General features: G+C 43.2%; 27 protein-coding genes. 6 read left to right on the top strand and 21 right to left on the bottom strand.

Annotation, left to right across the window (positions count from 1 at the left end; translation table 11 throughout):
• Nucleotides 1–400: 400 nt before the first annotated feature.
• The 7 genes from rpsR to FHS45_RS11430 all read right to left on the bottom strand — a co-directional run bounded on the left by rpsR (nt 401) and on the right by FHS45_RS11430 (nt 5,050).
• Entirely contained in the window at nt 401–628 is a 228-nt protein-coding gene (gene rpsR, locus FHS45_RS11460; RefSeq protein ID WP_062443568.1) for a 30S ribosomal protein S18, read from the bottom strand.
• 24 nt (nt 629–652) lie between these two features.
• Nucleotides 653–1,141 (bottom strand): single-stranded DNA-binding protein, encoded by a 489-nt coding sequence (gene ssb, locus FHS45_RS11455; protein ID WP_062443571.1) that lies wholly within the window; start codon nt 1,139–1,141, stop codon nt 653–655.
• A 12-nt stretch (nt 1,142–1,153) separates the two neighbouring features.
• The gene (gene rpsF, locus FHS45_RS11450) at nt 1,154–1,444 is read right to left on the bottom strand and encodes a 30S ribosomal protein S6 (protein WP_062443575.1); all 291 of its coding nucleotides are present in this window, start codon (nt 1,442–1,444) and stop codon (nt 1,154–1,156) included.
• 146 nt (nt 1,445–1,590) lie between these two features.
• Complete coding sequence (gene ychF, locus FHS45_RS11445) at nt 1,591–2,691, bottom strand: redox-regulated ATPase YchF (protein WP_062443577.1); 1,101 nt, start codon at nt 2,689–2,691, stop codon at nt 1,591–1,593.
• A 190-nt stretch (nt 2,692–2,881) separates the two neighbouring features.
• Complete coding sequence (locus FHS45_RS11440) at nt 2,882–3,082, bottom strand: DUF951 domain-containing protein (RefSeq protein WP_062443580.1); 201 nt, start codon at nt 3,080–3,082, stop codon at nt 2,882–2,884.
• Nucleotides 3,083–3,103: 21 nt separating this feature from the next.
• Nucleotides 3,104–3,985, bottom strand: coding sequence for a mechanosensitive ion channel family protein (locus tag FHS45_RS11435; RefSeq protein ID WP_371872047.1), 882 nt, complete (start codon nt 3,983–3,985; stop codon nt 3,104–3,106).
• A gap of 42 nt (nt 3,986–4,027) precedes the next feature.
• A complete protein-coding gene (locus FHS45_RS11430; RefSeq protein WP_062443583.1) occupies nt 4,028–5,050 on the bottom strand; it encodes a YkvI family membrane protein in 1,023 nt (340 codons plus the stop codon).
• A gap of 94 nt (nt 5,051–5,144) precedes the next feature.
• On the opposite strand from FHS45_RS11430, the gene yyaC reads away from it, so the two are divergent.
• Nucleotides 5,145–5,744, top strand: coding sequence for a spore protease YyaC (yyaC, locus tag FHS45_RS11425; RefSeq protein ID WP_062443586.1), 600 nt, complete (start codon nt 5,145–5,147; stop codon nt 5,742–5,744).
• 42 nt (nt 5,745–5,786) lie between these two features.
• On the opposite strand, the gene FHS45_RS11420 is transcribed toward yyaC, so the two are convergent.
• The 14 genes from FHS45_RS11420 to rpmH all read right to left on the bottom strand — a co-directional run bounded on the left by FHS45_RS11420 (nt 5,787) and on the right by rpmH (nt 18,611).
• Nucleotides 5,787–6,491: a DUF554 domain-containing protein gene (locus tag FHS45_RS11420; RefSeq protein WP_062443591.1), complete on the bottom strand. Its 705-nt coding sequence runs from the start codon at nt 6,489–6,491 to the stop codon at nt 5,787–5,789.
• A gap of 4 nt (nt 6,492–6,495) precedes the next feature.
• On the bottom strand, nt 6,496–7,638 hold the full coding sequence (locus tag FHS45_RS11415) for an aminotransferase class V-fold PLP-dependent enzyme (RefSeq protein ID WP_062443595.1): 1,143 nt from the start codon (nt 7,636–7,638) through the stop codon (nt 6,496–6,498).
• Nucleotides 7,639–7,740: 102 nt separating this feature from the next.
• The gene (locus tag FHS45_RS11410; RefSeq protein ID WP_062443598.1) at nt 7,741–8,592 is read right to left on the bottom strand and encodes a ParB/RepB/Spo0J family partition protein; all 852 of its coding nucleotides are present in this window, start codon (nt 8,590–8,592) and stop codon (nt 7,741–7,743) included.
• Nucleotides 8,573–9,346: a ParA family protein gene (locus FHS45_RS11405; protein ID WP_062443601.1), complete on the bottom strand. Its 774-nt coding sequence runs from the start codon at nt 9,344–9,346 to the stop codon at nt 8,573–8,575. The genes FHS45_RS11410 and FHS45_RS11405 overlap by 20 nt, the downstream gene beginning before the upstream one ends.
• A gap of 234 nt (nt 9,347–9,580) precedes the next feature.
• Nucleotides 9,581–10,459 (bottom strand): nucleoid occlusion protein, encoded by an 879-nt coding sequence (noc, locus tag FHS45_RS11400; RefSeq protein WP_062443603.1) that lies wholly within the window; start codon nt 10,457–10,459, stop codon nt 9,581–9,583.
• Between the two features lie 269 nt (nt 10,460–10,728).
• Nucleotides 10,729–11,418 carry an LrgB family protein gene (locus FHS45_RS11395; protein WP_062443606.1) on the bottom strand — a complete coding sequence of 230 codons (690 nt, stop codon included), beginning with the start codon at nt 11,416–11,418 and terminating at the stop codon, nt 10,729–10,731.
• Nucleotides 11,411–11,782 carry a CidA/LrgA family protein gene (locus FHS45_RS11390; RefSeq protein WP_062443609.1) on the bottom strand — a complete coding sequence of 124 codons (372 nt, stop codon included), beginning with the start codon at nt 11,780–11,782 and terminating at the stop codon, nt 11,411–11,413. The genes FHS45_RS11395 and FHS45_RS11390 overlap by 8 nt, the downstream gene beginning before the upstream one ends.
• A gap of 377 nt (nt 11,783–12,159) precedes the next feature.
• Nucleotides 12,160–12,876 carry a 16S rRNA (guanine(527)-N(7))-methyltransferase RsmG gene (gene rsmG / locus FHS45_RS11385; RefSeq protein ID WP_062443613.1) on the bottom strand — a complete coding sequence of 239 codons (717 nt, stop codon included), beginning with the start codon at nt 12,874–12,876 and terminating at the stop codon, nt 12,160–12,162.
• Between the two features lie 19 nt (nt 12,877–12,895).
• Nucleotides 12,896–14,785 carry a tRNA uridine-5-carboxymethylaminomethyl(34) synthesis enzyme MnmG gene (gene mnmG, locus FHS45_RS11380; RefSeq protein ID WP_062443617.1) on the bottom strand — a complete coding sequence of 630 codons (1,890 nt, stop codon included), beginning with the start codon at nt 14,783–14,785 and terminating at the stop codon, nt 12,896–12,898.
• A 25-nt stretch (nt 14,786–14,810) separates the two neighbouring features.
• The gene (gene mnmE / locus FHS45_RS11375; RefSeq protein WP_062443620.1) at nt 14,811–16,187 is read right to left on the bottom strand and encodes a tRNA uridine-5-carboxymethylaminomethyl(34) synthesis GTPase MnmE; all 1,377 of its coding nucleotides are present in this window, start codon (nt 16,185–16,187) and stop codon (nt 14,811–14,813) included.
• 295 nt (nt 16,188–16,482) lie between these two features.
• A complete protein-coding gene (jag, locus tag FHS45_RS11370) occupies nt 16,483–17,223 on the bottom strand; it encodes an RNA-binding cell elongation regulator Jag/EloR (RefSeq protein ID WP_062443623.1) in 741 nt (246 codons plus the stop codon).
• Entirely contained in the window at nt 17,220–17,984 is a 765-nt protein-coding gene (spoIIIJ, locus tag FHS45_RS11365) for a YidC family membrane integrase SpoIIIJ (RefSeq protein ID WP_062443626.1), read from the bottom strand. The genes jag and spoIIIJ overlap by 4 nt, the downstream gene beginning before the upstream one ends.
• 78 nt (nt 17,985–18,062) lie before the next feature.
• Nucleotides 18,063–18,422 carry a ribonuclease P protein component gene (rnpA, locus tag FHS45_RS11360; RefSeq protein WP_062443629.1) on the bottom strand — a complete coding sequence of 120 codons (360 nt, stop codon included), beginning with the start codon at nt 18,420–18,422 and terminating at the stop codon, nt 18,063–18,065.
• Nucleotides 18,423–18,476: 54 nt separating this feature from the next.
• Nucleotides 18,477–18,611, bottom strand: coding sequence for a 50S ribosomal protein L34 (rpmH, locus tag FHS45_RS11355; RefSeq protein WP_019377820.1), 135 nt, complete (start codon nt 18,609–18,611; stop codon nt 18,477–18,479).
• 823 nt (nt 18,612–19,434) lie between these two features.
• On the opposite strand from rpmH, the gene dnaA reads away from it, so the two are divergent.
• From dnaA to remB, 5 genes are all read left to right on the top strand, one after another.
• On the top strand, nt 19,435–20,790 hold the full coding sequence (gene dnaA / locus FHS45_RS11350; RefSeq protein WP_062443633.1) for a chromosomal replication initiator protein DnaA: 1,356 nt from the start codon (nt 19,435–19,437) through the stop codon (nt 20,788–20,790).
• A 174-nt stretch (nt 20,791–20,964) separates the two neighbouring features.
• Nucleotides 20,965–22,107: a DNA polymerase III subunit beta gene (dnaN, locus tag FHS45_RS11345; protein WP_062443637.1), complete on the top strand. Its 1,143-nt coding sequence runs from the start codon at nt 20,965–20,967 to the stop codon at nt 22,105–22,107.
• Nucleotides 22,108–22,272: 165 nt separating this feature from the next.
• Nucleotides 22,273–22,494, top strand: a complete 222-nt coding sequence (yaaA, locus tag FHS45_RS11340) for a S4 domain-containing protein YaaA (RefSeq protein ID WP_062443639.1) — start codon at nt 22,273–22,275, stop codon at nt 22,492–22,494.
• Between the two features lie 26 nt (nt 22,495–22,520).
• On the top strand, nt 22,521–23,639 hold the full coding sequence (recF, locus tag FHS45_RS11335) for a DNA replication/repair protein RecF (protein WP_062443641.1): 1,119 nt from the start codon (nt 22,521–22,523) through the stop codon (nt 23,637–23,639).
• 9 nt (nt 23,640–23,648) lie between these two features.
• On the top strand, nt 23,649–23,939 hold the full coding sequence (gene remB / locus FHS45_RS11330; protein ID WP_062443643.1) for an extracellular matrix regulator RemB: 291 nt from the start codon (nt 23,649–23,651) through the stop codon (nt 23,937–23,939).
• Nucleotides 23,940–23,988 lie beyond the last annotated feature (49 nt).

The following is a 23,988-nucleotide window of genomic DNA, read 5'->3' as shown; positions in this document are numbered from 1 at the left end:
CCCCATGCCATATAAGATACTCGAAATCGTGTTTCGAAAGTCCGGCCCTATTTTGTGATGAGAATTCTATTGCAATGGTAAGTTGACCGTATTTTCTGCTCAAAAAGCTCTCTATTTCTGATCGAAGTTTCGAGAAACTAACAAACGTATGGTGGCTGGGAAAACGGTGAGACTCCAGTGGGATGAACATGAGCGGTGAGATCCCGCAAGGCGAAGCCTGAGGAAGCTCACCACATGTCCACGGAAAGCAATCCGTTTTCCCAGCCACCATAATCGCTACCTAAAGTCTCGAAACTGAGTATTCAGCAATTGGGGGCTTATATGTAATATCAATAATGAGATTGAAATAAAAAAACCTCTGACGGAAGGACGGATCCTTCGGTCAGAGGTTTTGTCAGGCTTACTCGGTTACGTATGGCAATAGAGCCATTGTACGAGCACGCTTGATTGCTTTAGTCAATTTACGTTGATACTTAGCAGAAGTTCCAGTTACACGGCGAGGAAGAATTTTTCCACGCTCGGAAACGAAACGTCTTAGCAAGTCAACATCTTTATAGTCGATGTGTGTAATTCCGTTCGCTGTGAAGAAACACACTTTTCTGCGCTTTGCGCGACCGCGACGTGCCATGTGATATTCCCTCCTTACTTGATTTTAGAATGGTAGATCATCGTCTGATATATCTATTGGTTCCCCACTGTCTGCAAATGGGTCTTCATTTCGATTGTTGTTGTTATTATTTTGGTTTGCACCAAAATCGTTTTGACGAGGATTCTGATTTTGCTGGAATCCACCTGAACCTTGTCCTCCCCCTTGGGAAGAACCTTTGCTTTCCAGGAACTGCACACTGTCTGCCACAACTTCTGTGACAAAAACGCGCTTTCCTTCCTGGTTGTCAAAACTCCGGGATTGCAATCTTCCATCGACACCTACGAGGCTTCCTTTGTTCATGAAGTTCGCGAGGTTCTCGGCAGCGCGTCTCCAAACGACACAGTTGATGAAGTCAGCGTCCCGATCACCCTGCTGGTTTGAAAAAGGACGATTGACCGCGATGGTGAAGTTGGCAACTGCCACCCCGTTTGGTGTATAGCGTAGGTCCGGATCCCTCGTTAATCTGCCGACTAATACGACACGATTTAACATCAGAATCACTCCTTATTGGTCATCTTCGCGTACAGCAATATGACGGATAATATCATCAGAGAACTTCGCCTGGCGATCGAACTCATTGATAGCGTCACGATCACCTTTGAAGTTGATCGTTACATAGATACCGTCACGGTAGTCGTTGATTTCATAAGCAAGACGACGCTTGCCTAGCTCTTCAACTTTTTCAACCTCCGCACCTTTATCAGTAAGGATGCCGTTAAAACGCTCAACTAGTGAACTTTTAGCTTCCTCCTCGATGTTTGGGCGGATGATGTACATGATTTCATAATTTCTCATCCGTTTTCACCTCCTTGTGGACTTAGCGGCTCCTTTTTATAAAAAGGAGCAAGGAGTAATTTATCGTTAATTACTCACAATGTTGTATTATACCAAACGATTATGCAAAAAACAACAGTATTTAACGTGGGAAACGGAATCTACGCTTATACATTAAAACGGAAGTGGATGACATCGCCATCTTTCACGAGATAATCTTTTCCTTCGAGACGGACTTTTCCTTTGTCACGGGCAGCGCCCATGGATCCTGCTTCAACCAGATCATCATAGGAGACGGTCTCTGCACGGATGAATCCCCGCTCAAAATCAGTATGAATGATTCCGGCAGCCTGCGGGGCTTTCATTCCTAATGTAAATGTCCATGCCCGTACCTCCTGCTCGCCAGCTGTAAAATAAGTTGCCAGACCAAGCAGGTTGTAGGTGGCTTTGATCAATTGGTCCAAACCGGACTCAGCAATTCCTAGATCATCGAGGAATTCCTGTTTTTCTTCGCCATCAAGTTCAGCAATCTCGGATTCTATTTTGGCACACACGACTATGACTTCAGCATTTTCATTAGCGGCAAATTCGCGGATTTTTTCTACTTGAGGGTTGTCCGCATCGGTACCGATTTCTTCTTCACTGACATTGGCCACATAAAGAATAGGCTTAATAGTGAGCAAATGAAGGCCCTTAACGATTTTTAGCTGCTCATCTGTAAACTCGACAGCACGTGCCGGCTGCTCTTCTTCAAAAGCATCTTTCAATTTTGATAGCACATCATATTCTGCTACCGCTTCTTTATCTTTTTGGCGAGCCATCTTGGCAACACGGTCCATGCGCTTTGTAACGGTTTCTAAATCTGCGAGGATCAGTTCCAGGTTGATTGTTTCAATATCACTGATTGGATCGACCTGACCGGATACGTGGGTGATATTTTCATCCTGGAAGGCTCGGACGACATGGCAGATGGCGTCTACCTGGCGGATATGAGAAAGAAATTGGTTCCCCAGTCCTTCGCCCTTACTCGCCCCTTTGACAATACCTGCGATATCAGTGAATTCAAAAGCAGTCGGAATGGTTTTTTTCGGTTTGACAAGCTCTGTCAGTTTATCAAGACGAGCGTCAGGGACCTCTACGATACCGACATTCGGATCTATAGTACAAAACGGGTAGTTGGCAGACTCTGCGCCTGCTTGTGTAATTGCGTTAAACAAAGTCGATTTGCCTACGTTGGGCAAGCCGACGATTCCAGCTGTTAATGCCATAAAAGACTTTCACTCCTTAAGGATTTACATACATGTACGTTAGTCATACCAATTATAAGTTACTGCTTCACTAAAACACAAGTGCCAGAAAAATAGAAAACAAGGGCATCCGGAGCCCCTGTTTTTGAAAAGTCATACGTAGAAAATGTAATTTTTCACAGCAATTTCTATCGGCTTTTAATATTTTGGGTCATTCGGTTTCTGCCCGTTCCAGTACACGCTTCAGCTTCGTTTCAAAGCGTCGGCGAGGAATTAACACACTATGGTCACAGCCCATGCACTTAATGCGGATGTCCGCTCCCATACGGATGATTTTCCAGCGGTTGTCCCCGCATGGATGTGGTTTTTTCATTTCTACTACGTCATTCAATTGGAAATCTTTCTTAGCCATGAGCTTTCTTCCTCCATTCCATTAGACTTTCTGCTGTGATTCTTGTTCATGCCTAGAATACATGACAAGTCGAGGGAAAGGAATCTCGATTCCTTTTTCATCCAGTCTGTTTTTAACTTCTTTTCTAATTGCACGTCCAATCGCCCAATGTTCCATTGGATAGGTTTCAGCAATTATCCGCATCTGCACATCGGAGGCAGCTAAATTATGAACACCTAACAATTCTGGTACAGAAACCAACATCTCATATTTTTCAGGTAACTCTTCTAAAAGCTCAGCAATTACTTTTTCTGCTTGATCCATATCTTCCTCATAAGCAATGCTTACATCCACCACAGCAATACTATTATGGATGGAATAGTTAGTTACTTGTGTAATTGCTCCATTAGGAATAATATGAAGCTCACCTGTCCAGCTTTTTATCTTGGAAGTACGCAGCCCAATCTCTTCGACAAAGCCCTCGATACCGGAAATTCTAACGTAATCACCGACAGAAAACTGATCTTCAAAAATGATGAAGAAGCCGGTGATGATATCCCGTACCAGGTTTTGTGCACCGAAACCGATGGCAAGACCGGCAACCCCGGCACCTGCAAGTAATGCACCGATATTGAACCCGAATGTTTCCAGAATCATCATCAGGGCGTATAAATAAACAATATAGGTCAATGTATTTTCAACAAGTTTGACGAGGGTCGCTTCCCGCCTGCGCGGAATACTGAAGGGACCTCTTCTTTTTTCACTGAAATATTTAAGGACGACTTTTTTGGCAACTTTTATAATAGTTAAGGAAACGACTACAATCATAATAATCCGCAGCAAACCTTTTGCCATTGCTATCCAGACATCTGGCTGCATGATATAGTCTTGTAGTGCATTCCATTGCTCAGTTAAGAATTCCACAACGACCCTCCTGCCTAGAGATACTTTTGTTATTTTACATAATCATGTATCCATTTTATAGCGATTCACGATTGGATACAACAAAAGTGATGACAGGACATATAAATTCAGGATCCCATACAAAGGATACAGATATTCAATCAAGGTTGAAAAGCCGAAAGAGGTGAATGGGAGCATGAATGCGACTGCCATCATCGCAAGCATCCATAACGGCACGTCCAATAGGCGCCGAAATCGGGTAATTAAACCGAAGACTCCCGAGGCAGCAGTTGTAAAAATTGCGATCCATAATAAAGCAGACATAAATAACAGCATCTCAAACGGATAGCCTTTCAAAATGGCAAATAACGGAATTTCGTATAGCAGGATTTCTTCTGATATTTGAATGAGACTATTATTATAAAGATAAGAAATGGAACCAAGTACAACACCGCTTCCAATACTGGCCACCCATATTTCATTTTTTTGTTCCATCTGATTGCCGATCGCTCCAAGTACAGCTATAAGCGGCAGAATATTCAGTGCGGTGAACGGAAATGCTGCCATCCAGTTACTGGTTTCATGAAGATGAGAGAACAATGTCAATTCCTGGTCAAGGGTAAACAATAATAGTACAAGAAACAACCCGATAATCAGTAGCGGGAGGATGATACTATTAATCGATACAATACCTTTGACATCCCAAATAAATATTAAAATAAGCGGAATGACGATGGCGAGTACCCCGAAACGATAGGAATAGTGGAAGGCCTGCCAGGTAGCTCCACTTCCTGCCAGCATAACGACCGTCGTAGTAAATAAATAGAAAACGATCATCCAGTCATAGATTCCCGTCAGATGCTTACCGACAATTACCCGGAGTACAGGCAAATAATGACTCGATTTCTTCTCATAACTGATGGATAAAATGACATAGCAGCAAATCGTAAATAACACCGTGAACAGAATGATAGCCAGTCCACTTTCATGCCCGAAAAACTGCCACAGTTCCCGCCCGGAAGCATATCCCGCACCTATCATTGTCCCGATGATTAAGAACATCCACTTGCCGCCTGATTTCAACATAAGGTCGCTCCTCCACTTTTTCATTTTTTTGTGTATGTATAGAAAAGTTAAAAACTTTATATACTAATACCAATATGTATTTGGAGGAGAAGCTATGAATCTTCGGGACAGGTTTTTACATAAAGAAACGCGCTATCTCTATTCGGATCCTTTCGTTGTGCCGGAAATGAGTGAACGCCTCCTGGATTTGCTCCCCCAGGAAAGGGAAATAGTCGTCGTATGTATCGGAACAGACCGCTCTACGGGCGATTCATTTGGTCCGGTTGCCGGATCGATGATCAGGGATAATAACCCCAAACATTTTTCTGTCTATGGAACATTACCTGAACCTGTGCATGCACTGAATTTAAAAGATACGCTTGATGCTATCCGTGCTAAATATACCAGACCATTCATCATTGCTGTCGATGCCTGCCTCGGAAAAACTTCTTCCATTGGAATTCTCTCTGTCTCGAAAGGATCGCTGGCTCCGGGAGCTGCCTTAAAAAAAGACCTTCCAAAAGTGGGGGATGTCTCCATCAGTGGGATTGTCAATGTCGGCGGATTCATGGAATACTTCGTCCTGCAAAACACCAGACTTCATACCGTCATTGAAATGGCATCACAAGTCTCCCAGGTCTTCCACCGTGTCGATTTAGAACTACAATTGAGACAAAGAAAAAACCCGCCTTTTCGTAACCTATCTTCTAATTAACAGCCAAACGCCGAGCTTTCCCAATTAGGTAGCTCGGCGTTTTTAAAATAGCTTAGAAATATACAGAATAAAGCCGACGGTAAGCAAGGCCGGGAGCAGGTTTGCCACACGTATTTTCGTCAAATTCAATAGATTAAGACCGATAGCCACAATCATCAGCCCGCCGGTTGCGGTCATTTCAACAATAAACGCATCCAGCATGCTCTGCGGGATCCAGTGCGTAATCTGAGTAGCGGATAGGGCAATTCCACCCTGATATAATAGGACAGGGATAACGGAAAATACCACGCCAAACCCGAGTGTAGTCGTCAATACTAAGGCAACGAAGCCATCAATGATCGCTTTTGTGATCAATACTTCATGATCTCCCCTAAGACCCCCATCCAACGCGCCGATTACTGACATCGCCCCGATGACGAAAATTAAGGAAGCTGTGATAAAGCCCTGGGCTACTGTTGATTTTGAGTCTGGTTTAGCGACCTTGCTTTCAATCCACTTGCCGACATTTTCTAATTTTGTTTCCAGGTGTGTGCCTTCACCGATGATTGCTCCTGTCAGCAGGCTTAATAGTACCACCACTATATTCTCAGTCTGGAAACCCATTTGCAGGCCAATCAGAATGACGGCCAGCCCAATTCCATGCATGACTGTTTCTTTATATCGCTCCGGGATTTTCGTGAAAAATAGCCCAAGTACTGTACCCGCTATGATACAAACCCCATTTATTATTGTGCCGTATAAAGCCATATTGCTACATCTCCATATATCCATTTCTTATTTCATCAATTGCCTGGATCAATCGATCGATTTCTTCTTCTGTGTTATAAGGGCCGATGCTTGCCCGGACCGCCCCTTGATCAGAAGTCGCATAAAAATCGTGGGAAGTCGGGCTGCAGTGCAAACCTGCACGTACGGCAATTTGATAGTGGGAATCTAGAATCATAGCAATTTCCTGTGAAGAAATATCCCCGATATTGAAGGCTAATACCGGCATACGCTCAACGTCAGGTCCTGGTCCATAGATCATTACATCCTTTATTGCTGCCAACCCTTCCATCAACCTTATAGTCAAGTATGTTTCACGTGAAACACAGTTAATCTCATCCAGTTCCTGCAATGCCGCCTTCCATCCGGCAATTCCAGGTGTATTCAATGTTCCACTCTCATATTTTTCTGGCCAGCGATCCGGCTGGGTAGGGAGCTCCGAAAAGCTTCCTGTTCCTCCATAGACCAGCGGATCTAATTTTATTTCACCTTCGACGAGCAAAGCACCTGTCCCTTGGGGACCAAGCAGCCGCTTATGGCCAGGGAATGCCAACATGTCGATGCCAAGCTCTTTCATATGTATCGGAAAATGTCCCGCCGTCTGGGAAGCATCCACCAGCACTTTGCTATCTGTCTCTTTTATGATTTCCATCATAGACTTCAAGGGTGCAATTTCTCCTGTGATATTGGACGCATGGGAAATGACGACCAACTTCGTTTCCGGACGGATAACGGCCTTCAAATCAGCAGCCAATTCCTCGCTGTTCCCTTCAAGATAGGTAACTTCAATCTTCTTCTTTTCTTTCAAATGCTCTAACGGACGGCGGACAGAATTATGTTCAAACCGTGTCGTGATGACATGATCTCCTTCAGAAAATGGAAAGCCCGATATCGCCTGGTTCAAAGCCCCCGTCGCATTGGAGAAAAATAACACTTTTTTCGGATTGCTTACCCCGAATCGCTCGGCCAGCAGTTTCCTTGTGGTTTGGATGACTTTGGCGGCACGGTCTGCTAAAGCATGGTTGCCGCGTCCCGGATTAGCACCATAGTCGTTCACGGCTTCCACCATTGCCTCTGCTACGACCTTGGGCTTCGGGAAGGAAGACGCTGCCTGATCCAGATAAATCATGTGTCTACCTCCTGTTTGTAAAATTAGCTTATTGCCATGTCTTTAATTTCTTTAACTGCTAAAAAGACCTGGTTTCATGAGGCATCCACCAGGCCTTTCCCCTTATTCTGTTTCCAGCATTCCCAATATCCTGTTCAAATCATCATCAGAGAAAAATTCTATTTCAATTTTACCTTTTCGTTTCCCTCGATGAATCGTCACACCTGTACCAAAATGATTCCTTAAAGCTTCTTCCTGTTCTTGCAGGAAAACATCCTTCTTTTGATTACTGCGATTAACTTCTTTCTTCTTTTGCGTTTGATCATTCAATTGGGTGATCAGCAGTTCTACTTGTCTGACGTTCATGTATTCCTTCTGGATCTTATCGGCAACGGGAAGCAATTTATCTTTATCTTTCAAACCTAGTAAGGCTCTGCCATGCCCCATCGACAATTTTCCTTCATTTATCCAGCCGATGATCGGCTCAGGCAAGGTCAAAAGCCTCACCAAATTGGCAATATGGGAGCGGCTTTTACCCAGCCGTTTGGCCAGCGTTTCCTGAGTAATTCCCAGCTCATGGATCAGTTGCTTATAAGCCTGTGCTTCTTCAACCGGTGATAAATCTTCTCGTTGTAGATTCTCCAATAATGCCAGCTCCATCATCTGTTCATCTGTTAACTCTCTCACCACAGCAGGTACCGCTTCCAGTCCAGCTGTATCCGCCGCCCGATATCGCCTTTCGCCTACTACGATTTCATAGCCTTTGATGCTCTTACGAACAATCAGAGGCTGGAGGATGCCATGTTCTTCAATCGATTCCTTCAATTCCTGAATCGCTTTAGGATGAAAGGTTTTACGAGGCTGATACGGATTGGGACGGCACTGTTTTACCGGTATCTGTTTGATGCTTTCCTCTTTCGTGTTTTCGAAATCAGAAAAAATGGCGTTGAGACCCTTACCTAACCCTTTCGCCATTAGCAATCACTTCCTTTGCCAATTCTAAATATACTTCAGCACCGCGTGATTTCGGATCATAGAGAATGATAGGCTGGCCATGGCTTGGTGCTTCACTTAAACGTACGTTTCTTGGAATGATCGAACGATATACTTTTTCCTGGAAGTACTTTTTGACTTCTTCGATCACTTGAATGCCCAGATTAGTACGTGCATCCAGCATGGTCAGTAAAACTCCATCAATCATCAAGTCTTTATTCAAGTGCTTTTGGACTAATCGGATGGTATTCAATAATTGGCTCAGCCCTTCCAACGCGTAATATTCACATTGAACCGGGATGATAACAGCATCAGAGGCAGTCAATGAATTTATCGTCAACAGTCCCAGGGAAGGGGGACAGTCGATAATGATGTAATCATAACCCTCTTTCACTTCCTCTAACGCCTGCTTCAGCCTTACCTCCCGCGATATTGTCGGCACCAGTTCAATTTCTGCACCCGCCAGCTGGATGGTCGCGGGAATGATATCAAGGTTTTCGACTAATGTAGAGGTTCGAGTATGTTTCGCTCCTTGATCTTCAATCAATATATTGTAAATGCACTGGTCGACATCCCCTTTGTTAACCCCAACACCGCTTGTCGCGTTGCCTTGGGGATCGATATCGACGAGCAGTACCTTATGGTTCAAATATGCCAGGCATGCACTAAGATTGACCGCTGTAGTGGTCTTGCCTACCCCGCCCTTTTGATTGGCGATGGCGATTGTTCTCCCCATGATGTCACCTACCTACTTCTCCATAAAATATATCAAACAGACGAGGCTCGATGCCAACATCGCGCCCGCTCGTGAGGGTTCATAAAGTGTACACTACTATTCTATCACTTTTTTCTATATTCTGACTTTTATTTTTTTAAAAAGACGGTAAGCGATTGTTTTTCTTACTGGTTTAAACGGCACCAGTGTCCTATTAAAAATTCCCACCTTCTTACGAAGATGGGAATGAAGGGGTTATTTTTGATTTTTTTTCGGTATTTTTATGGTGATCTGGTAATAATCATCGTGATCCTGCTCATCTGTTTCGAGATTGATTCCAGTATCATTCACCATATTGAGGGATTGCCGAATAGTGTTCATGGCAATACGAATATCTTTATTGACACCTTTCATCCGTGGCTTTTTCTTTGGCTTTTTATCTTCTGTTTCTTTTTTGATCCGTTCTTCTGTCTGTTTGACATTTAGCTGCTTTTCAATGATTTCATGAAGAATCTTTTCCTGAAGCTGAGGATCTTTCACAGCAATCAATGCGCGGGCATGTCGCTCTGTAATCTCTTTATCCATGATTGCCTGCTGTACAGCCTCAGGGAGCTTAAGCAGGCGCATTTTATTAGCAATCGTCGATTGGCTTTTTCCAAGGCGCTGTGCGAGGGCCTCTTGTGTAAGCTCATGGATTTCAATCAGACGAGCATAGGCAGCCGCTTCTTCAATGACGGATAACTCTTCCCGCTGAAGGTTTTCAATCAAAGCCACAGATGCCGTTTCTGTATCATTCATTTCTCTAAGAATGGCCGGTACTTCTTCCCAGCCGAGAGACTGCACGGCTCTCCAACGTCTTTCCCCGGCAATCAATTCATAATCTTCTTCGTCAAGACGACGAACGACAATCGGCTGGATCATGCCATGTGTATGGATGGTCTGTGCCAGTTCCGCTATTTTTTCCGCATTAAAAACAGCCCGTGGCTGATAGCGGTTCGGCTGGACACGGTTGACGGGAATATGGATAACTTCATCCTTATTGTAATCTTTTTCGTCTAAAGCCTCTGCTTCGGATTCCTCGTCAGAATCCGGTTTATCTCCCAGGCCAAATAAGCGGCTGAAAGGATGTAACATGTTCAGACACCACCTTTTTTTGCGAGAAGCACACTCCATATTTGGTTCGTTCCACGTGAAACAATGACTGACTATAGAAAAAAGCGCTGCAGAATCGGAAGACTGCTGCGCACGAGTATGCCTTATACTTTCTTTCCCTATTTTATCATAAATATCTATTTAAAAGTATCACCGCGAATGATAATTTACAAATTTTATAGCTTCATAGAAAACATTCTAAAAATAAAATGCTTGCGCTCTACTTGTTCTTCCATTTTCATCTACTCTTATCAAAGCAGCAATACGGTAAGGCCCGGGGCGATAATAGAAACGAATACAGCGCTCAAAACCATAGCGATAGTACTGATGGAACCTTCCAAATCGTCGCGTTCCATGGATATAGCCGTACCGATGGCATGGGAAGCGCTGCCCATACCCACACCTCTCCCAATATAATGGTTGAGACGGAAATAGCGCAAAACAAACGGATGGATCAATACGCCGCCGATGCCTGCAATCATGACAAATACCGCGGCCAAAGGCATAGCACCGCCGCTCGTTTCTGCGATGGCCATAGCGACTGGAGTGGTAACGGATTTGGGAACGATCGAATTGATAATTAGTTCACTGAACCCCGCCCACTTGCTGAGGAAGAGTCCAGAAGTGATACCTACGACAGCACCGATGAACGTTCCAGTCACTACCGGAAGCAGCATTTTTTTTAACATATTCCGGTACTGATAGAGCGGATATGCTAACCCCACGACCGCAGGGCCAAGCAGGTGGTCAATCCACTGACCGCCGATCATGTAGGTTTCATAGGGTATTTGAAAGATGAGTAAAATCACGATCGTCACTACCGTAGACGAAATGATCGGGGCGGTGTATATATGACGACACTTTTTATAGAAGGTGACCGATCCCCAATATATGAGTATCGTCGAAACGATAACGGCGAGACCGATAATAAAATTATTCATAGGAACCATCCATTCTCCGGATCATTTTTTGAGCGACCGCTCCAGAAAGCCCCATTACGAGCGCCGTGCTGAACATGCCGATGGCAATCAAAAGCATGCCTTTTCCTTTAAAGATGTATGCATAGCTGACAATGCCGACAGTTGCCGGAATGAAGAAGAAAGGAAGATGAGTGATCATGAATCCCGCCCCTTTTTGTACCCACCGTTCCGACACTAATTTTAAGGAAAGGAGTGCGAAAAGGAGGATGAGCCCTATGACACTGCCGGGGATGAACAGGTGTAGCACCTTCTGGATTACTGACCCCAACCAGTAAAGGAAATAAAGACCTATGAGTTGTACGATGATAGTAACTGCTTTATTCATGATGAACCCTTCTTTTTTATATTTATTCGCTCAGTATACCATCTGTTGGATGTATCCACTATTCCAGACGCTTTTTTTAATATCTTCCGGTTTGATTTTACAATTAAAGCTCCCTTTAATGGAAGGCTCAGTTTCGAGATAGTTGGGTCCGTTACCGAAAGGTAAGGGATGGGCTGTGAAACGACTCGCTTTCCCACCGTCCCTAAACTCCCAAATAACATCTCGGAATCAAGTCTTCGACTTTTCGCACCTTTAATTGAAGAAGCCTTTTATAAAAATCAACAACTGCGTTTAATAGAAAAAACCGTACCTTAATAGGTACGGTGGCCATAAACCCTATTTGATTTAGAAAAGCAGGGTGTTTCTACTAAAACCTGTTATTGAATAGGTGTTTTGTTAGGAACGCCAGCTTTTCTTGGATATTTTTTAGGAGTTTTACGACGTTTTTCTATTAAAGCAATATTCCGTTCACTATTTTCTTCCGGAAGTTCAAAGGTATGCACCTCGGCTACTTCGCCACCGACAGTCCGAATTGCAAGTTGAGCATCTTCGAGTTCCTCTGACAAATTCGGACCTTTCATCGCCATGAACAGTCCGTCTTTTTGGGTCAGCGGAAGGCATAATTCACTTAATACGGCCATTCTCGCAACGGCGCGAGCCATGACCAGATCGTAACTTTCCCGGAATTTACTGTTCTTCCCGAAATTTTCTGCCCGATCATGATAAAAAGCGACATCACTTAATTCTAATTCATGGGCTAAGTGATTCAAAAAGGTGATTCGTTTCTGTAAAGAATCTACAATTGTCACTTTCAATTGCGGGAAAACGATTTTCAGGGGAAGGCTGGGGAAACCAGCCCCCGCTCCCACATCACAAATGTTCAACGGTTTCGTGAAGTCATGGTAAAAGGCGGCAGTGATGGAGTCATAAAAATGTTTCAAGTAGACGCCTTCTTCATCAGTAATCGCCGTCAGGTTCATTTTTTCATTCCATTCGACGAGAATTTCAAAATACTTACGGAATTGCTCCTGCTGCCGTTCCGATAGTTCAATTCCTTGTTCCTTCAGCTTGCTTAGAAAGGTATGCTTATCCATTGGTCCATCCTTTCCTCATTTATTCATTGGATACGCGTGCTATTTTTCCTTGTTCGATATAGACGAGCAAAATCGAAACATCGGATGGGTTGACACCGGAAATCCGGGAAGCCTGGCCGACGGAAAGTGGACGAACCTCTTTCAACTTTTCACGTGCTTCGGTCGCCAGTCCATTAATGGCATCGTAATCAATGTTATCTGGAACCTTCTTATCATCCATTTTCTTCATGCGTTCGATCTGCTGCAATGCTTTCGCTATATAGCCAGAATACTTCGTCTGTATTTCGACCTGCTCCTTAACATCAGCGGGCAATTCTTTTTCTGGAGCTGTCAATGCTTCAATCATTTCATAATTCATTTCTGGGCGGCGCAGCAGATCAGAGGAACGGACCGCTTCTTTTAACGGTGTACCTCCAGCTTGTTCAATAATTCGCTGAACTTGCTCATCCGGTTTGATGATGACCCCGTCTAAACGTTTGCGCTCTTCTTGGATCAGTCGCTTCTTTTCCTGGAACTTCGCATAACGTTCTTCCGTGATCATCCCCAGTTCATAACCGATATCGGTAAGACGAAGGTCCGCGTTATCATGGCGAAGCATAAGACGGAATTCGGCACGGGAAGTTAATAACCGGTATGGTTCGTTAGTTCCTTTTGTTACCAAATCATCTATCAGGACGCCTATATATGCCTGGGAACGATCAAGGATCAATGGATCAATATCCAGCGCTTTTGCTGCTGCATTGATACCTGCCATAATTCCCTGTCCGGCAGCTTCTTCATATCCGGAAGTACCATTGATCTGTCCAGCCGTGAACAAACCTTTGATTTCCTTCGTCTCAAGTGTCGGCCATAGCTGTGTCGGTACAACAGAATCATATTCAATCGCATATCCAGCACGCATGATTTCCGCTTTTTCAAGGCCTGGCACCGTTTCAATCATTTTCTTCTGGATGAACTCCGGAAGTGAAGTCGATAATCCCTGGACATACACCTCTTCCGTATTCCTTCCCTCCGGCTCAAGGAAAATCTGATGACGCGGTTTGTCATGGAAGCGGACAACCTTATCTTCAATGGAAGGACAATAACGCGGTCCTGTACCTTTAATCATCCCGGAATACATCGGGGAAAGGGTAAGGTTTTCATCAATGATCTGGTGGGTGTATTCATTTGTATACGTGAGCCAGCATGGTATTTGATCCATGATATACTCGGTCGTTTCATAAGAGAAGGCCCGTGGCTCTTCATCGCCAGGCTGGATTTCCGTCTTGGAATAATCAATCGTATGGCTGTTTACGCGCATAGGCGTCCCTGTTTTGAAACGAACCATTTCGATTCCCAACTCTTCCAGATGTTCCGATAGAGAAACAGTTGGGCGCTGGTTATTCGGACCACTTTCGTATTCCAAGTCTCCAATGATTACTTTACCCCGCATAAATGTTCCAGTCGTGACAACGACTGAATCTGCAGAATAAGCTGCCTTCGTTTCTGTGACGACACCCTTAATTTCTCCATCCTCGACTACGAGACGCTCTACCATCCCCTGGCGCAACGTCAGGTTTTCCTGATTCTCTAAAATTTGTTTCATTTCTTGTATATATAATGGTTTGTCCGCTTGTGCACGCAAAGCACGGACAGCGGGACCTTTTCTTGTATTCAGCATCCGCATTTGGATATGCGTTTTATCGATTACTTTACCCATAACGCCGCCGAGCGCGTCAATTTCGCGTACGACGACACCCTTAGCCGGTCCGCCAATCGACGGGTTACACGGCATAAAAGCGACCAAATCCAGGTTCAAGGTAAGCATCAGCGTCTTTGCTCCGCGTTTTGCCGAAGCTAGTGCCGCTTCACACCCGGCATGACCTGCACCAATAACGATCACATCATAATGTCCAGCATCGTAAGTCATTGGTTGTTGTCTCTCCTTTTAATAATTATTTTCCTAAACAGAATTGGGAAAACAGCTGATCGATCAAGCTTTCATGGACCGTATCCCCAACGATTTCTCCGAGGATTTCCCATGTCCGCGTCACATCTATTTGTACGACATCAATCGGCATGTCCATTTCCATGCCATTCAATGCATCTTCAAGCGCCTGTCGCGCCTGTTTTAAGAGTTGGACATGGCGGACATTCGACACATATGTCATATCTCCTGTATCCAATTCACCTTCAAAGAACACTTGTGAAATCGCCTGTTCCAGTTCATCGATCCCTTTTTCATGCAGGAGAGCGGTCGTGATGACCGGATGCTCCTGTGCCAGCTGCTTTACTGTGTCCATGTCCAGACGCTGTTCGAGATCGGTTTTATTGACGATGACGATCACATCTAAATCCCTGACCGCTTCAAAGAGTTTCTCATCTTCTTCTGTCAGTTCATCCCCATAGTTTAACACAAGCAGAATCAGATCCGCTTCTTTCAAAACCTGACGGGACTTTTCAACACCAATCCGTTCGACAATATCTTCCGTCTCGCGAATACCGGCCGTATCGACAAGGCGAAGCGGTACACCACGGACATTGACATATTCCTCAATCACATCACGAGTGGTCCCTGGTATCTCCGTGACAATCGCTTTATTTTCATGGACGAGCGCATTCATCAACGAAGATTTACCGACATTCGGCCGGCCGATGATTGCGGTCGCCAGTCCTTCGCGAAGAATTTTCCCCTGCTGGGCGGTCTGAAGCAGCTTTTTCACTTCTACCAGGACCTCTTGCGTTTTTTCTTCCATCAGGTTATGTGACATCTCTTCGACGTCATCATATTCCGGATAATCAATATTCACTTCCACATGGGCAAGTGTTTCTAATAATTGCTGTCGGAGACTTTGGATCAGCTTCGACAACCGGCCGTCCATCTGCTTCAAGGCGACATTCATTGCTCTGTCTGTTTTGGCACGGATCAGATCCATAACCGCTTCTGCCTGGGAAAGGTCAATTCGTCCATTTAAAAATGCACGCTTTGTGAATTCACCTGGCTCGGCAAGACGCGCTCCTTTAGCCAATACAATTTCAAGAACACGATTAACAGAAACCAATCCGCCGTGACAGTTAATTTCTACGACATCTTCTCTTGTAAAAGTCTTCGGTGCCTGCATGATCGAAACCATTACCTCTTCAGCGACTTCATCGGTTTCCGGATCGATGATTTTCCCGTAGTGCATCGTATGGGATTCAACTTTGGTCAAATCCTTCCCCAGAAATAAATCATTAGAAATCGACAGGGCATCAGGTCCGCTCAACCGGACGATGGCAATCGCTCCTTCCCCCATCGGCGTCGATATCGCCGTAATAGTATCTGTTTCCATTCCGCCCACCTCCTTCTTTCTCTGTTAACATCTATAATAAAAGCTGTATATATCAGTTATCCACAGAACATATAATTTCTATTGTCACTAACTTATTAGATTACCATATCTCCCTATCATTTGAAAAGATATCAACAACTCTATAACAAAAGAAACACTAATCCGATTATCCACATGTGCATAACTATAGTTTCGGTAACTCCTTTATTCCTTATACTGACCGCAATGGAAAACCAGACTGCTTACCCAAAACAAAAAAATATCCGCCAGCAACGCTGACGGAATACTTTAATATTTATTTTGAAGGACGAATCACGACATACCGCTTCGGTTCATTCCCGGCAGAATAAGTTTCAACTTTTCGATTATTCTGTAGGGCGGTATGGATGATTTTCCGTTCATAAGACGGCATCGGTTCGAGCTTGACATCCTGATTGGACTTCAACGCTTTTTCGGATAATCTGCTCGCTAGTGTTTCCAGCGTAGCTTTCCGGCGATTTCGATAACCTTCTGCATCCAAAACTGCTGTATAGTACTGATCGGTATAACGATTGATCGTCAAATGCAGTAAGTACTGCAGGGCGTTCAATGTCTGTCCGCGTTTGCCGATCAATAAAGCAATCTTATCGCCAATCAGCTCAAAATGAACTTCTCGGCCGTTAACGGTAGTTTTTACTTCGACGGAGGCACCCATATCTGAAGCAATTGCTTTGATATATCGTTCTGCTTCTTCGATCGGATCATGGGCAGGCAGTTCAGTTTCAGATTCTTCTGTTTCTGCTTGTACGTTGATGTTTATATCTGGTACTGTTTCCTGCTTTTTCAGTTCTGTGTTTACTTCTTGTTCAGGAGTCTCTTCTTTTGCATGCACCTTCGATACTTTTACAATCGACGGCTTGCTGCCAAAACCAAGAAATCCCTTCTTACCTTCATCAATAATTTCGACTTCTACAAGGTCCCTTGATGTTTGTAACTGCTCTAACGCTGATTGGACCGCTTCCTCAACTGTTTGTCCAGTAGCAGTTATTTGCTTCACTTAGTTTTTCCTCCCGTTTCTTGTTCTTTCATCATCGGTTTACGGATGAAAAGCGTCTGTGCGATCATAAACAAGTTACCTACTACCCAGTACAGGGCTAGTGCTGATGGGAAAAAGAATGCAAATGTACCAATCATGATCGGCATTAGGTAAAGCATCATTGTCATTTGTGGATTTTGCATGGCAGTTGAACCAGCCATCATCAGCTTTTGCTGAAGGAAAGTGGTGCCCGCTGTTACGATCGCCAAAATATAACTTGGTTCGCCAAGCTGCATCCACAAAAAGCTATGGGTCGCTACCTCAGATGTACGCATGATTGCATGGTAAAAACCGATCAAAATCGGCATTTGGACAATCAATGGCAAACATCCGGCTAATGGGTTCACGCCATGTTTTTGAAACAACTGCATTGTTTCCTGCTGAAGTTTTTGTTGTGTCTGTGCGTCTTTTGAGCTGAACTTTTCACGCAGCTCCTGTAATTCCGGTTGAATATCCTGCATCGCTTTTGAACTCTTCAATTGCTTGACGTTAAGCGGAAGCAAAACCAGACGGATGATAATGGTGATGATGATGATCGACAGACCATAGCTCTCACCAGTAATATCTGCAAAAAACTCGATTGATTGTGATAGCGGCCAAACTACATATTCATTCCAAAAACCAGTACTCTCAGCTGTGATGTTTTCATTTACCTGCGTACATCCTGAGAGGATGGTAAGTATTCCAGTCATGGCTAACAGCCACAAGACCTTTTTACGCAACGTCCCTTCCTCCTTACTCCCTGACTCATTTACTTTTCTATTTAACATTTTAGCATTTTCATATCAGACAATTCTATATTATATCTTAGACTTCTTTTCTTTCGATAATAACCTTGATTTCGACAAAACATGGGTGAGACTCTTTTTTACCTGGTGAAAATCCATATCTTTCGTCGGTTTACGGGCGATAATAACTAAATCATATCTGGGATCAATCGTATTTTCAAGCTCATGGAAGGCTTGTCTTAAGTATCGCTTGATCTGGTTCCTGACAACCGCAACACCAATACGTTTGCTCACAGACAAGCCGATCCGGAAGTGTTCCTGTTTTTCCTTTTTCAAGTAATAGAGAACTAATTGCCGATTGGCAAACGATTTTCCATTTTTGAAAACTTGCTGGAATTCTTCATTTTTTTTGATTCGGTATTCTTTCCTCATGAGCTTATTCCTCCATAATAACGAGAAAAAAGACCACTGACTTCATTCAGTGGCCTATGCAGATAGAACTTTTCTTCCTTTACGACGACGACGAGCAAGAACTTTACGTCCGTTTTTCGTGCTCATGCGCGTGCGGAAACCATGTACCTTTTTACGCTTACGGTTATTTGGTTGAAATGTACGTTTCATTATATAGACACCTCCTGGTGAAAATTAAAATTTCTAAATGCTAAAAGGCAGTCTAAACAATTATAAATAAACCATAACAAAAATGTCAACTCTATAATTATATTAATTCGAAGATTAACTGGATCGAACTTCTCTCCGTCCCTAAAAACTTTCCTCAGACCCAGCCGCCAGGCGTTATATAACAGGCTGTATCATAACAACTCGCCAACTCTATTTTACAAGGTATTTCAAATGCTATACAATCTACTTTTGTAATTAATCCACAGGCAATGTTAATATATTTTTCGACGCATTCTGACTATCCACAACAAATATTGACAAGCTAATCACAAAATATAGTATTGTGGATATTTTCTGTCTACAAGCTGTTGTGATTGTGGATAAACATTCAAAAACCGTTGCAACACAAGGATTTATCTGGTATCATATTTGTGTTTTAACCTTGGGAAAAAGTTCTCTGGATAAAATGTTCTCCACAGACTGTGGATAAACTGTGGATAGCTATACACATGCTTGTTTTTAAAGTTATTCACAGACTTGTGGAAAATGAAAATAAGTTGTCGGAAATTGGAGTGTGAACTGTTTTTTCCATCCACACCAATTAAATATAATTTTCCTGAATAGGATTGTACAAACATTATACATCGCAGCCTTTCGAGCTCTTTCTTTCGTTCGAAAAAGAGAACGGAAGGTTTTTTGCACTTTTAAGAACGTTCATCTTAGTTATGGGAAATCTATAAGAAAAGCGAGCTTCCATAGGGATCTGACGATAAGCAAAGTTTTTCTAATTTTACGTGTTACTGGAGGAAAGGGGTGAGACGATTTGGAAAATATTCATGAACTCTGGGACAGCACCTTAGAGAAAATGAAGGAGAAAATCAGCAAGCCAAGCTTTGAAACCTGGTTAAAGGCGACAAAAGCCGATTCATTGCAGGAAAATACCTTAACCATAGTAGCTCCCAATGAATTTGCACGCGATTGGCTTGAGAACCAATATTCCAAATTGATCAGCGAAACAGTTTATGAAGTTACCGGGGCGGAATTGAATACAAGATTCATCATTCCTGAAAATAAGGAACAATCGATGGACGATGTAAAGCTGGCCGCAAAAAAGATACCGGACGTAAAGCAGAATGATGGAGAGGAATCTCCGCAAAGTATGCTCAATTCTAAGTACACGTTCGATACATTTGTAATCGGATCTGGCAACCGTTTTGCACACGCGGCATCGTTGGCAGTAGCGGAAGCACCGGCCAAAGCATATAACCCGCTATTCATTTATGGAGGAGTAGGACTGGGCAAGACTCACTTGATGCACGCCATCGGTCATTATGTACTGGATCATAATCCAAATGCGAAAGTAGTCTATCTATCTTCTGAAAAATTCACCAACGAATTCATTAATTCTATTCGTGATAATAAAGCCGTCAACTTTCGAAATAAATATCGAAGTGTCGACGTCCTATTAATTGACGATATTCAATTCCTGGCAGGGAAAGAACAGACCCAGGAGGAGTTTTTCCATACATTCAATACCTTACATGAAGAAAGTAAACAGATTGTCATTAGCAGTGACCGTCCTCCAAAGGAGATCCCAACACTGGAAGACAGACTCCGGTCCCGATTCGAATGGGGCCTGATTACAGATATTACTCCACCAGATTTGGAAACACGGATCGCCATTCTCCGCAAAAAAGCGAAAGCGGAAGGGCTCGATATCCCGAATGAAGTGATGCTTTATATCGCCAATCAAATTGATACCAATATTCGCGAACTTGAAGGTGCTCTTATACGTGTTGTTGCTTATTCTTCCTTAATTAATCGCGATATCAATGCCTCATTGGCAGCAGAAGCATTGAAAGATATTATTCCGAGCTCCCAGCCGAAAGTGATTACCATTGAAGCGATTCAGGAAATGGTCGGAGAAAAATACAATGTCCGTTTAGAAGATTTTGCTGCAAAGAAACGTACCAAACAAGTAGCTTTTCCTCGTCAGATTGCTATGTTCTTATCTCGTGAACTTACTGATTTTTCTTTACCGAAGATCGGAGAGGAATTTGGGGGAAGAGACCATACCACGGTCATCCATGCGCATGAAAAAATTTCAAAGATGCTGGCTGAAGATCAGAATCTGCAGCGTGAACTCGATGAATTGAAAGAACGACTGAAATCTCACTAACGTTAATATGTGTATAACTTGTTCAAAGTCATCAACAGTCTATCCACATGTGGGTAGACTGTGTCTACTGCAGTTTAACCATGGTTATCCACATATACACAGCGCCTATTACTACTGCTACGATTTTTTTATTAAACATAAATATATATAATGACTCATTAGGAGGATTTTTTAATGAAATTCATCATCCAACGCGAACAATTGATGGAAAGCGTTCAAAATGTCATGAAGGCAATTTCTTCCCGGACAACGATACCGATTCTTACAGGGATGAAATTAGAAGCAGGTGAACAAGGTGTAAAGCTTACTGGAAGTGATTCTGATATTTCGATTGAATCGTTCATTCCGGCTGAGGAAGATGGCATTGTCTATGTTGAACAAATTGAACCAGGAAGCATTGTATTACAGGCCAAATACTTTCCGGATATTGTTAGAAAGCTTCCCCAAAACACAGTGGAAATCGAAACAGACGATCACCGTAATGTTACGATCCGGTCTGGAAGTGCTGAATTTCACCTGAATGGTCAGGATGCCGAAGAATATCCACAACTGCCGCAACTGCATGCAGAGGACAGCTTCGAACTACCGATCGATCTATTGAAAAACTTGATTCGTCAGACTGTATTTGCTGTCTCCACTTCTGAAACACGTCCCATTCTTACTGGTGTCAATGTCAAAATAGAAGATGGAATATTACAATTTACAGCTACAGACAGCCACCGTCTTGCTTCAAGAAAACTTCCGCTTGAAAATCAGGAAACGGAAATTTCATTCAACCATGTCGTTATTCCTGGAAAAAGTTTGACCGAGTTGAATAAGATTCTGGCGGATTCTGAGCAGACAATTGAGATCAGTGTGACAGATAACCAAATCCTCTTCCGTACGAAGAATCTTTATTTCTTATCACGCTTGCTGGATGGAAATTATCCAGAGACATCCCGGCTGATTCCGGATGAAAGTAAGACCGTAGTGACGATTGATGCCAAAGAATTACTCCAGTCGATTGACCGTGCTTCATTATTGGCAAGAGAAAATCGGAACAATGTTGTACGACTAATTACCAAAGGCGGCGAACAAATAGAAATCAACGGTAACTCACCGGAAGTAGGGAATGTTGTGGAAGAAGTGGCTGCCGAATCAATTGAAGGAGAAGAATTGAAGATTTCTTTCAGTGCTAAATATATGATGGATGCGTTGAAAGCAGTCGGAAGTGACCAGGTAAAAGTGGAATTCACTGGTGCTATGCGCCCATTCCTGATCCGCGCTATCGACAATGACCAAGTACTACAGCTGATCCTTCCTGTCCGTACCTACTAATTTATTCCAAAAGAGCCGACGTCCAACCAGCGTCCGGCTCTTTTTTAGATACGGATAACATGGAAATGGGGCAGCACATTTTTATAAGTAGGCTCATCCTTTTCTTTACTGCTTTTTTTTAGTAAAATAGAAAGATAGGCAAACTACTTGGTTAGGGTGAGAATAATGGACGATAAAATAGAAATTTCCACTGATTATATCCAGCTGGGACAATTTCTTAAATTGGCAAATATTGTCGAATCTGGCGGAATGGTCAAAGTTTTTCTTTCGGAATATGAAGTTTATGTCAACAATGAATTAGAAAATCGCCGCGGGAGAAAATTGTATGCGGGCGATGTGGTGGAAATTCCCGGATTGGGGAGCTTCGAAGTCGTACGTGAAGGTTGAACCTGTGCGGTTGAAAGGAAATTCAGATGTATATTAAAGATATCAAGCTGAGATCATTCCGTAACTATGAGCGTATCCAACTGGAATTCGACGATAAGGTCAACGTCATTATCGGAGAGAATGCCCAGGGGAAAACGAATCTTATGGAAGCCATCTACCTGCTAGCATTTACCAAGTCTCATCGTACGCCAAGAGATAAGGAACTTATCCAATGGGACGAAGAGTATGCTAAAATAGAAGGTAGTATATATAAACGCAACCGTCGATTTCCATTAGAAATCATCCTTTCGAAAAAAGGAAAAAAAGCAAAGCTGAATCATTTGGAACAGAAACGCCTCAGTGACTATATCGGGGCGTTGAATGTCGTTATGTTTGCACCTGAGGATCTGAACCTTGTCAAAGGGAGTCCTCAGGTGCGTCGTAGGTTTATTGACATGGAAATAGGCCAGATCCAGCCTGCTTACATTTACCATTTAGGCCAGTATCAGAAGGTGTTGAAGCAGCGCAATCACCTGTTAAAAGACTTGCAGCGTCATCGTCGGACCGACAAAACGATGCTGTATGTCCTGACTGATCAGTTGATTGAGCATGCAAGCACCCTGCTTGAACGTCGTTTCAAATTTTTGAAGCTGCTTAGAAACTGGGCTGGTCCGATTCATGAAAGCATCAGCAGACAGCTCGAACAGCTGGAAGTTCTTTATGATGCCAGTGTAGAAGTATCAGAAGCTATGGATTTGGAAACAATTAGTAATAGATATCAAGAAAAGTTTTCCAAAATCGAAGATAAGGAAATAGACCGCGGGACTACCCTGGCCGGCCCTCATCGTGATGACCTTATTTTTCATGTGAATGGAAAAGATGTACAAACCTATGGTTCTCAGGGGCAGCAGCGGACAACTGCTTTATCTTTGAAACTGGCAGAAATTGAACTGATTCATAGTGAAGTGGGAGAATATCCCATTTTGCTTCTCGATGATGTCCTTAGTGAGCTGGACGACTTCCGGCAGTCTCATTTGCTCCATACGATTCAAGGGAAGGTCCAGACATTTGTGTCGACGACTAGTATCGATGGGATAGAGCATCACGTGTTGAAAGAGGCAGAAATTTTTCGTGTCGAAAACGGCACAATAGAAATCCAGAAATGAGGTGGAACGTTGTTCATTCATATCGGTGACGATCAAGTAATTCGTTCGAAAGATGTGGTGGCTATCATTGATCACAACTTGATTTCTTCCTCATCTATCATCGAAGAAATGATTTACAACCAGAGGAAAGAAAAAAATGTCGTAGAAATGCAGACACAGGAAGCGAAGGCGATCGTTATCACCGAGGACCGGATCTACTTCAGCCCCTTGTCTGTCATGACGTTGAAAAAACGTGCCAATATGATGGCCACTTTAAATAAATTAGAAGATTTCTCTGAAATCATCGAAGAAGAAGTATGAGGAAAGACACAGCGTTTAAAGAGATATTTTTCCAGGATGGGAACGATAA

The organism is Thalassobacillus devorans, assembly GCF_011761345.1.
Taxonomy (GTDB): domain Bacteria; phylum Bacillota; class Bacilli; order Bacillales; family Halobacillaceae; genus Thalassobacillus; species Thalassobacillus devorans.
This window is presented reverse-complemented; position numbering and strand designations above follow the sequence as displayed.

What these genes read in the sequence shown, in the direction of transcription:
- yaaA (WP_062443639.1), top strand. Translation starts at nt 22,273, where the DNA reads ATGGACGATAAAATAGAAATTTCCACTGATTATATCCAGCTGGGACAA.
- rsmG (WP_062443613.1), bottom strand. Translation starts at nt 12,876, where the DNA reads ATGGATAAGCATACCTTTCTAAGCAAGCTGAAGGAACAAGGAATTGAA.
- mnmG (WP_062443617.1), bottom strand. Translation starts at nt 14,785, where the DNA reads ATGACTTACGATGCTGGACATTATGATGTGATCGTTATTGGTGCAGGT.
- rpmH (WP_019377820.1), bottom strand. Translation starts at nt 18,611, where the DNA reads ATGAAACGTACATTTCAACCAAATAACCGTAAGCGTAAAAAGGTACAT.
- noc (WP_062443603.1), bottom strand. Translation starts at nt 10,459, where the DNA reads ATGTTACATCCTTTCAGCCGCTTATTTGGCCTGGGAGATAAACCGGAT.
- FHS45_RS11390 (WP_062443609.1), bottom strand. Translation starts at nt 11,782, where the DNA reads ATGAATAAAGCAGTTACTATCATCGTACAACTCATAGGTCTTTATTTC.
- ssb (WP_062443571.1), bottom strand. Translation starts at nt 1,141, where the DNA reads ATGTTAAATCGTGTCGTATTAGTCGGCAGATTAACGAGGGATCCGGAC.
- mnmE (WP_062443620.1), bottom strand. Translation starts at nt 16,187, where the DNA reads ATGGAAACAGATACTATTACGGCGATATCGACGCCGATGGGGGAAGGA.
- rpsR (WP_062443568.1), bottom strand. Translation starts at nt 628, where the DNA reads ATGGCACGTCGCGGTCGCGCAAAGCGCAGAAAAGTGTGTTTCTTCACA.
- recF (WP_062443641.1), top strand. Translation starts at nt 22,521, where the DNA reads ATGTATATTAAAGATATCAAGCTGAGATCATTCCGTAACTATGAGCGT.
- yyaC (WP_062443586.1), top strand. Translation starts at nt 5,145, where the DNA reads ATGAATCTTCGGGACAGGTTTTTACATAAAGAAACGCGCTATCTCTAT.
- FHS45_RS11420 (WP_062443591.1), bottom strand. Translation starts at nt 6,491, where the DNA reads ATGGCTTTATACGGCACAATAATAAATGGGGTTTGTATCATAGCGGGT.
- FHS45_RS11410 (WP_062443598.1), bottom strand. Translation starts at nt 8,592, where the DNA reads ATGGCGAAAGGGTTAGGTAAGGGTCTCAACGCCATTTTTTCTGATTTC.
- rpsF (WP_062443575.1), bottom strand. Translation starts at nt 1,444, where the DNA reads ATGAGAAATTATGAAATCATGTACATCATCCGCCCAAACATCGAGGAG.
- FHS45_RS11395 (WP_062443606.1), bottom strand. Translation starts at nt 11,418, where the DNA reads ATGAATAATTTTATTATCGGTCTCGCCGTTATCGTTTCGACGATACTC.
- FHS45_RS11430 (WP_062443583.1), bottom strand. Translation starts at nt 5,050, where the DNA reads ATGTTGAAATCAGGCGGCAAGTGGATGTTCTTAATCATCGGGACAATG.
- FHS45_RS11415 (WP_062443595.1), bottom strand. Translation starts at nt 7,638, where the DNA reads ATGATTTATCTGGATCAGGCAGCGTCTTCCTTCCCGAAGCCCAAGGTC.
- dnaN (WP_062443637.1), top strand. Translation starts at nt 20,965, where the DNA reads ATGAAATTCATCATCCAACGCGAACAATTGATGGAAAGCGTTCAAAAT.
- FHS45_RS11440 (WP_062443580.1), bottom strand. Translation starts at nt 3,082, where the DNA reads ATGGCTAAGAAAGATTTCCAATTGAATGACGTAGTAGAAATGAAAAAA.
- ychF (WP_062443577.1), bottom strand. Translation starts at nt 2,691, where the DNA reads ATGGCATTAACAGCTGGAATCGTCGGCTTGCCCAACGTAGGCAAATCG.
- rnpA (WP_062443629.1), bottom strand. Translation starts at nt 18,422, where the DNA reads ATGAGGAAAGAATACCGAATCAAAAAAAATGAAGAATTCCAGCAAGTT.
- FHS45_RS11405 (WP_062443601.1), bottom strand. Translation starts at nt 9,346, where the DNA reads ATGGGGAGAACAATCGCCATCGCCAATCAAAAGGGCGGGGTAGGCAAG.